The organism is Streptosporangium sp. NPDC051022, assembly GCF_040683035.1.
Classification (GTDB): domain Bacteria; phylum Actinomycetota; class Actinomycetes; order Streptosporangiales; family Streptosporangiaceae; genus Streptosporangium.
In genome coordinates, this window is sequence record NZ_JBFBCF010000013.1 from 39,443 (window position 1) to 45,874 (window position 6,432).

Sequence of the window (6,432 nt, forward strand, 5' to 3'; positions counted from 1 at the left end):
CGAGCGGTCCCGCGCGCCGTCCCGATGAGAGGCCGGAATCCGGGAAACGGGCCGGCGGTGCCCGGGTGAGGGGCACCGCCGGGGGGTGCTACGGGGTCAGGCGGTGGAGGTCGCGTGGGAACAGGGTGGCGCGGCGGATGTTGTCGGCCCCGGTCAGCCGGGTGGTCCACCGTTCCAGGCCGAGGGCGAAACCGCCGTGCGGGGGCATGCCGTGCCGGAAGGCGGACAGGTAGCCGGTGTACGGCTCGGGCGATTCCCCGCGAGCGGCCAGGGCGGTGAGATAGTCCTCGTAACGGTGCAGGCGCTGACCGCCGGTGACGAGCTCCAGGCCGCGGAAGAGCAGGTCGAAGCTGTTGGAGTACTGCGGCCTGCCGGGGTCGGGGTGGGTGTAGAAGGGGCGTTTGACCATCGGGTAGCCGGTGACGAACAGGAACTCGCTGCCGTGCTCGCGCAGCGCCCACTGTGACAGCCAGCGTTCGTGGGCCGGGGCGAGGTCCGGTTCGCCCCGGGGGTCTTCGCCGGTGTGGGCGGCCAGGAGTTCCTGGGCCTGGGCGAAGTGGATCTCCGGGATCCGCTCCGGGACGTCGGGCAGTTCGACGTTCAACAGCGCGCACGCCTCGCCGGCGTGCTGTTCGACGGCGCTCGTCATGCCGGCGAGAACCTCGCGCAGCACCGCCATCACCTCCCGGTGGTCGGTGACGAAGCCGAGTTCGGCGTCCAGCGAGGTGTACTGGGCCAGGTGCCGTACGGTGTCGTGGGGTTCGGCCCGGAAGACAGGGCCGGTCTCGTAGACGCGCTCGAAGACGCCGACCATGGTCTGCTTGAAGAACTGCGGAGACTGGGCCAGGTAGGCGCGGGTGCCGAACCAGTCGATCGCGAAGACGTTGGCGCCGGACTCGGTCGCGGAGGCCACCACCTTGGGCGTGTGGATCTCGGTGAAGCCGAGCGCGTCCAGCGCCGCCCGGAAACCCGCGACCGAGGCCGCGGAGACGGCGTGGGGGGCGCGCAGCAGCGGGTGCCGCAGGGTGACCGGGGCGTGGTCGAGGATGGTCGGCAGCGTGGCCGGTACCGCGGGGCGGTAGAGGTCGAACGGCGGAGCCGCGGCCGGTCCCGACAGAACGGTCACCTCCGGGGAGGTCACCTCGGCTCCGCCGGGGGCCTGGGGGTTGGCGACCACGGTTCCGGTGACCTGCAGGACGGTCTCTTCGGGGTGGTCGCCGGCCGAGGTCATGGCCTCGGGTTCGGTGACCACGGCCTGGGCCAGGCCGGAGCGGTCCCGCAGGATGAGGAAGGTCACGGATTTCAGGGTCCGCCTGCGGTGGAGCCAGCCCTGGACGGTCACCTGCCGGCCGATGTGGCGCGGAAGTTCCGCGGCCAGGGTCCGGTGGACGGACGGGACGGTTGTCGTTGCGGAGATCATCACAAACCTCTGGTCAGTGAGTGGTGATCCCTTGGGAGTGCGGGCGAGAAGGGAACTCGCGGTGCCACCGCACTTTCACCGCCGTGACGACGGCGGCCTCGACGGCCCGGTAACGGGGGCCGGCCGGCGGGGCATTGGGCGCGGACGCCGTTCCTCCCCGCACTCGGGAGGGTCTTCGCCACCGGGGACAGGTCCGCCTTCGCAGCTTCCGGCGGCTCTCTCCCACCTGTCCTGGACCGGTGACTACTCGTCTCCGTCAACGTGTTGCCGGAAGACTACGCGGGCGCGATCACGTCTCGCAACAACAATCGGCGCGGGTCGCGCGAGCTCCGCTCACCACCGAATGTCGCCTGTGGTTAAGCACTGGGCGCGCCATGGGAGTGAATTCCCCTCGCCCGCCCACCAGAGTCGAGATATCCGATCGTGAGTCTCAACCGGCTCGCAGCGTGGAGACGATCGATCGGCGACAGTCCGTTCCGGCTCTACCGGACGGTTCGCGAAACCTACGAGGGGAAATGAAATGGTGGTCACAAAATCCATCGTGCGATCCGGCGCACTGGTCGCGGCGGCCTTGCTCGTGGCCGTGGGAGCGACGTTCCCGGCGCAGGCGGACCTAGACCCGGACCCGGACGGCGGGGCGGACCAGGCGGCGCGGCCGACCTGCGGCGGCTGGATTCACAGCAACTACGACGACAGGACGGGCGAGGTGGTCAGGGCCGGGAACATGAAGGTCGGTCCCTACGCCGAGTGCGACAACGCCACCTACGCGCAGGTGGGCACCTATCTCTACTACTGGTGCTACGCCGTCAACGGCTACGGCCACCGCTGGACGTACGCGCGGGTCGCCGGGAGCAGCAGACAGGGGTGGCTTCCCCAGGGCTACCTGAGCAACGGAGGTTCCACGAGGTCCTGCAACGGGATCGGCGGGCCTGAGCTGCCCGCGTCGTTGATGTACGCGCGCGACAGTGCCGGGAGGAGTCTCCGCATCGTGACGCGTACGGCCACGCACGGGCATGGCCGTGCCGCTCATGCCTCCCCGTAGCAGGCCACTCGGCGGTACTCCTGGGGTGACATGCCATAGGCTGCCCGAAATGCCCGGCTGAAGTGCTGTGGGCACGGAAATCCCCACATGGCGGCGATGGCGTGGACGGGCCGGGCACTGAGCAGGGGAGCGGCGAGGTCGCGGCGGCATCGTTCCAGACGCCGGTGACGGATCCAGTCGGCCACGGTCTGGTCGTCCCGTTGAAAGATCCGTTGCAGAGACCGCAGGGAGATGTGGTGCGCCTCGGCGATCAGGGAAGGGGAGAGTCGTGGGTCACCGAGGTGCTGTTCGATGAAGGAACGGATCCGCATGCTCAGGGCCGTGGTGTGCGCTTCGGGCGGCACAAGGGAGCCCGCGCCGAGTTCGTCGGCCACGGCCGAGGTGATGAGTTCCAGGAGAACGCCCTCCACCCGCGAGGCGTCCGCGGGCCGTAATCGGCAGCGGTCGGAGACCAGGTGCTCCAGGGTCACCCTGAGCAGGCTGCGCACGCCTTCCCCGCTCGGCAGACATCTGGAGATCAGGTCGTCCATCATGCGAGGGGGCAGTGGAAACGACGCCTTGGGGAAATGCGCCGTGATCTGCGCGCACGCTCCGTTCTCGGCGTCGGCCTCGGCCAGAAAAGGCCTGGAGGTGTCGTACAGCAGGAAATCGTGTGCGCCCAGAACGATGTCGCGACCCTCTTGGGAGAACATGATGTTTCCTCTTCGCACGAGCCCTAGCACGTACATTTCCGGATCGGACTTCCTGATCAGCCTGGCGGTGCGGTGGCTGACGAGTGGGGAGTGAACGGATGTGAGGATCTGTGCGGATCGGAGATTCACCATCTGCGTTTCCCCCTGAAGTCGGATCGGTGGCGGGTGTCCAGGAGAGTGGGGTGATAGGACTTCGTGGTCATTTCATACCAGGAGGCAAAACGGTCGGCCGGTGGCAGATCTTCGCTGTGGAACACTTTTTCAAGCATCAATCATCCCTCGTGTCATATGAAGCGTTATCCGCTTTCGTCCTGTGATCTGACAGGAATGGTTACTCTTCCATGCGGGATTACGCAACAGGCGATTCCCTGAACAAAGGGGTTTAGGGAGTGGCCGGAACGAGAGGCCGGGGACCGTCCGTCGGCGGCGACGAACTCGGGTTGCTGCGGCCGGCCGCGGTGCCCCGTCTCGTCCCGGCCGAGCTCCTACCGGCGGCGAACGGCCTCAGCTCTCTGACCCGCTACGCCGGATCGATCCTCGGACCGGTACTGGCCGGTGCCCTGATACCCGCTGTCGGGCTCGGCACGCTGTACCTGTTCGACGCCGTCGCACTGCCGGTCGTCGTGTGGGCCGTCGCCGGGCTGCCGCCGCTGCCGCCTGCTCATCCGGCTGCGCGGTACCGCGGGCGCCGTCCCGCGATCGGTGAACTTCGTGCTGAGCACCTTCCGCAACGCCATCACACAGGCGCACACCCACGACGTCATGCGCGGCCGGGTCCAGGGATCGCTCACCGTCGTACTCTTCGGAGGCCCGCACATCGCGAACCTGGTGCACGGGACCGCCACGGCGATCTTCGATCCCCGAACGGTGATCTGCGCCGGCGGGGCGCTCACCACAGTGACCGTGGCGGCGATCGCATGGGCGGTGCCAGAGCTGCGGAACCACACCGCTCGATACCGTTGTTCCCCGGAATCCGGCACCGGATGAGCGTGCCGGTTCTTCCACTCCACCGCACCGCTCGGGGAGCGTAGGTGAACACCCGAGGACCGCGAACACGAGGGAGCGCACCCGATGTCCCTGCCCGCACACATGCATGCCGCCTACGTCACGGGGCCCGGCCCGGCGGAGGCCATCCGGTACGGACGGATACCGGTGCCGGTCATCGGTCCCACCGACGTCCTGGTGCGGGTGCTGGCGGTGGCCGTCGATCCCGTGGACGTCTTCGTGCGGTCGGGCGCCTACCCCACGCCCATGCCGTCGCCGTTCGTGATCGGCCGGGACCTGGCCGGTGAGGTCGCCGCCGCGGGCCCCGGCGCGGTCGGGTTCACACCGGGGCAGCAGGTGTGGTGCAACAGCCTCGGGCACGCGGGCCGGCAGGGCTCCTTCGCCGAGTACGCCGCGGTCGCCGCGGACCGGCTGTATCCGATCCCGCCGGAGGCCGACCCGGTTGACATGGTGGCGGCCGCCCACCCGGCCGCCACCGCCTGGCTCGCCCTGTTCCGGCACGGGCGGCTGCGGGCCGGGGAGAGCGTGTACGTCGGCGGCGGGGCCGGCAACGTCGGCTCCGCCGCCGTGGCCCTGGCCGCGGCGGCCGGGGCACGGGTGGTCGCCACCGCGCGCCCCGACGACTTCGCCGCCGTCCGTGCGCTGGGCGCCGCGGAGGTACTCGACTACAACGACCCGGATCTCGCCGACGGCCTGCGCGCGGCCGCGCCCGGCGGCTACCACGTCCATGTGGACACCTCCGGGCACGGCGACCTGGCCACCGGAGTCGACCTCCTCGCCCACGGCGGGCGTCTGGTGGCGATGGCCGGCCTGCACGCCACGCCGGTGCTGCCGCTCGGCCGGCTCTACACCCGCGACGCCGCCATCGTCGGGTTCGCGATCAGCAACGCCTCCACCGCCGACCTCGCCGCCGCGGCCGACGGTGTCGCCCACCTGCTGCGCACCACCCGGTGGCGCCCCCGCGTCGCCGACCGCCTCCCGCTGTCGCATGCCGTCCAGGCGCACCGCAGGGTGGAGGAGGGCCGCGTCGACGGCCGGCTCGTGCTGCACCCGTGACCGGGCCGGGACCTGCGGGGCAGCCCGCCGTGGGCGACGACGTTCATGATCGTCGCCTCACCGTGCGCGGTGCGGCCGGCGGGGATTCGTTCTTGCGGGCCGGGCCCGCAGGGCTCTGATCACACGTCTTCCCGCCGCCGCCCCTTGGAATCGATCATCCGGTCGTCCCGGTACGTCCGGACCTTCCGGTGCGCGGCCGGCGCTGCGGTGCCGGCCTGCCTCGTCGGCGTTGTCCGTCCCGACAGTCGAGGTGCCCATAAAAAATAGTTGTTCATCTGTTCAGGTGTTTACATGTTCAGTAGTCAGGCAAATACTCATTGTGAGCACCGCTGGTCGGGCATCCCCGCCCGGCCCGCTGGCCGTCCCGTGCCAGAGCAGGTGCCCATCGAAGGGAGTCACACCACGATGACCGCGAAACGAACCGCCGCCGCAGCCGTGTTCCTCGCCGTGGGCGGCCTGATCCCGGCGGCCCTTCCCGCCGGAGCCGCCCCCGTCGGTGCCCTCACCGGCGCCTCCGCCCCCGTCTGCACCTACCGGATCACCGGCGTGCGCTCCGGTACGACGCTTCCTCTGCGCTCCGGAGCAGGGGAGACGTTCCGCACGGTCGGCACGCTGCCGACGGCCGACGGCCGACTCACCGGTGCGTGCACGAGCGTCAACGGCTGGGTCCGGGTCACCTCCGCCGCCGGTGCGACCGGCTGGGTGCCGGCCAAAGACCTGCGCAGGGTCGCCACTCCCTCCAGCGCCACCGGCCGGTCGAGGCCGGCCTGCGTCTACCGGGTCGCCCACGTGCGGCGCTCCAGCTTCCTCAGCGTCCGCTCCGGTCCCGGGCTGCGGTTCCACCGGGTCGGCTCGCTGCGGGCGGGCAACGGCCGGCGTGCCGGCGCGTGTGCTCCGGCCGGGGGGTGGATCAAGATCAAGTCTGCCAACGGCAGGCACGGCTGGGTCTCGGCCCACTACCTCCACAAGGTCACCGGGCCGCACCGATAACCTCCCACGGCTCTCCGCTCCCGGCGCCGTTCACCGGCCGGGGGCGGAGTGGCCCAGCCGGTCGCACCGGAGGCGATGCCCGCCGGGCGCCGGAGTGCCGCCGCGGGGTGCCGGACCCGGCCCCCGCCGGCAGCCGCTGTCAGGAGGGCCGTCGTGGGGGGGGCGGGGGCGGTTCGGGGGCCCCGCCCCGCCCGGCGCCCAATAGGTTGGGGGTCGTGGTTAACAGC

The 6,432-nt window shown here is 70.6% G+C and carries 6 protein-coding genes and 1 pseudogene; 4 read left to right on the forward strand and 3 right to left on the reverse strand.

The genetic code is table 11. The annotated features are described in order from the left end of the window. Positions 1-88 precede the first annotated feature (88 nt). Complete coding sequence (gene aspS / locus AB0N02_RS21785) at positions 89-1,420, reverse strand: aspartate--tRNA(Asn) ligase (RefSeq protein WP_363949321.1); 1,332 nt, start codon at positions 1,418-1,420, stop codon at positions 89-91. Positions 1,421-1,961: 541 nt separating this feature from the next. Here aspS and AB0N02_RS21790 point away from each other — a divergent pair. Beyond that, positions 1,962-2,462 carry a hypothetical protein gene (locus AB0N02_RS21790; RefSeq protein ID WP_363949323.1) on the forward strand — a complete coding sequence of 167 codons (501 nt, stop codon included), beginning with the start codon at positions 1,962-1,964 and terminating at the stop codon, positions 2,460-2,462. On the opposite strand, the gene AB0N02_RS21795 is transcribed toward AB0N02_RS21790, so the two are convergent. Next, positions 2,447-2,773, reverse strand: coding sequence for a helix-turn-helix domain-containing protein (locus tag AB0N02_RS21795; RefSeq protein ID WP_363949722.1), 327 nt, complete (start codon positions 2,771-2,773; stop codon positions 2,447-2,449). The genes AB0N02_RS21790 and AB0N02_RS21795 overlap by 16 nt on opposite strands. A 75-nt stretch (positions 2,774-2,848) precedes the next feature. Next, positions 2,849-3,334: pseudogene (locus AB0N02_RS21800) on the reverse strand (hypothetical protein); the annotation flags it as partial. A 531-nt stretch (positions 3,335-3,865) separates the two neighbouring features. On the opposite strand from AB0N02_RS21800, the gene AB0N02_RS21805 reads away from it, so the two are divergent. The 3 genes from AB0N02_RS21805 to AB0N02_RS21815 all read left to right on the forward strand — a co-directional run bounded on the left by AB0N02_RS21805 (position 3,866) and on the right by AB0N02_RS21815 (position 6,205). Then, positions 3,866-4,141 carry a hypothetical protein gene (locus tag AB0N02_RS21805; protein ID WP_363949326.1) on the forward strand — a complete coding sequence of 92 codons (276 nt, stop codon included), beginning with the start codon at positions 3,866-3,868 and terminating at the stop codon, positions 4,139-4,141. 84 nt (positions 4,142-4,225) lie between these two features. Then, a complete protein-coding gene (locus tag AB0N02_RS21810; protein ID WP_363949328.1) occupies positions 4,226-5,215 on the forward strand; it encodes a zinc-binding dehydrogenase in 990 nt (329 codons plus the stop codon). A 405-nt stretch (positions 5,216-5,620) separates the two neighbouring features. Continuing rightward, entirely contained in the window at positions 5,621-6,205 is a 585-nt protein-coding gene (locus AB0N02_RS21815) for an SH3 domain-containing protein (protein ID WP_363949330.1), read from the forward strand. Positions 6,206-6,432: the final 227 nt, after the last annotated feature.

Coding starts and splice junctions, on each gene's coding strand:
- AB0N02_RS21810 (WP_363949328.1), top strand. CDS start 4,226: ATGTCCCTGCCCGCACACATGCATGCCGCCTACGTCACGGGGCCCGGC.
- AB0N02_RS21815 (WP_363949330.1), top strand. CDS start 5,621: ATGACCGCGAAACGAACCGCCGCCGCAGCCGTGTTCCTCGCCGTGGGC.
- AB0N02_RS21795 (WP_363949722.1), bottom strand. CDS start 2,773: ATGCGGATCCGTTCCTTCATCGAACAGCACCTCGGTGACCCACGACTC.
- aspS (WP_363949321.1), bottom strand. CDS start 1,420: ATGATCTCCGCAACGACAACCGTCCCGTCCGTCCACCGGACCCTGGCC.